We start from the raw sequence: 947 nt of genomic DNA, 5'->3' as shown, positions 1-947 counted from the left end.
ATAAAGGCCTTTTTTTTCTTTAGGTCACATAACTGCGGAGGTCACATAATGGATCTTATGTGCTATAGCACATAAGCGCCAGTTGGCTGCCTGATAACAGGTGCCTTCAAACTTCTCGCTGTCCACAAAGGTTTCCAGCCAATAGAGGGGATGGCCGTAGAAGTTCTGCCAGTCCTGAGGAAGCCTGCGAGCGCTTAAGCCTAAAAGATGAGAGGCTAAATAGGGAACCCGAACCCAAGGTAGTATGAGAAAGCGAGTGTTGTTGACGATAAGGCAAAGATTCTTTTTTCGCTGTTGGGGTGACCAGCCAATAAAGCGGTCCCGACAGCCAATATGCCAGGGCGCCGAGCACCAGGCCAGGCAAGCCACGGGACGGCCTTGGGCAAAGGCAACATACTTTAAGTGCTCGCCCACCGGTTGACTGTAGCCCAGATAATGATATCGAGCCATGAGGCCCCGGTAGAGTGGCTCAGCAGGAGTGCGTCGCACCTGGCGCAGTTCCACGGGCTGAATATCTTTAAGTCCACACTCCAGAGGGGTTTGATCGATAGAGAGAGGTGGGGGAACACTTGGCTGAGCCAAGGGATTGGGGGGAACCCGCTTCCGCGCCGGTAATTGGATGAGCCCCTCAGCTTCCAAGCGAAGAAGCAGGCCCCGGCAGACTATGTCTTTAAGAGCCCCATTGGCCTGCTGCCAATTCCAGGCCCGACAAATTTGCCGGGATAGGAAACAACGGCTAGCCTGGGGATGGGCAGCTATGAGCCTTTGAATAAAGGCCACATCTTCTTTTGTGAAAAGCCGGCCCCGGTATTTAATCCCTGCACTCATGAACTACTATATAGCACAACCAGGCACCGAACGCAAGAGTTTCTAAGGAGCGCAAAATTTTAAGTTATCCCTACAACGTCATTTACCTGAATACCTACAATATGTTGTGGCTCAATTAA

Annotated in this window: 1 protein-coding gene; it reads right to left on the bottom strand. The window is 51.5% G+C overall.

The annotated features are described in order from the left end of the window. Positions 1-24 precede the first annotated feature (24 nt). A complete protein-coding gene (locus HW443_RS11915; protein ID WP_176232120.1) occupies positions 25-828 on the bottom strand; it encodes a Druantia anti-phage system protein DruA in 804 nt (267 codons plus the stop codon). Positions 829-947: the final 119 nt, after the last annotated feature.

It is taken from the genome of Candidatus Hakubella thermalkaliphila (genome assembly GCF_013281975.1).
GTDB lineage: Bacteria > Actinomycetota > Humimicrobiia > Hakubellales > Hakubellaceae > Hakubella > Hakubella thermalkaliphila.
Note: the sequence above shows the minus strand (reverse complement) of the source record. Positions and strands in the feature narration are given on the sequence as shown.

What these genes read in the sequence shown, in the direction of transcription:
- HW443_RS11915 (WP_176232120.1), bottom strand. Translation starts at nt 828, where the DNA reads ATGAGTGCAGGGATTAAATACCGGGGCCGGCTTTTCACAAAAGAAGAT.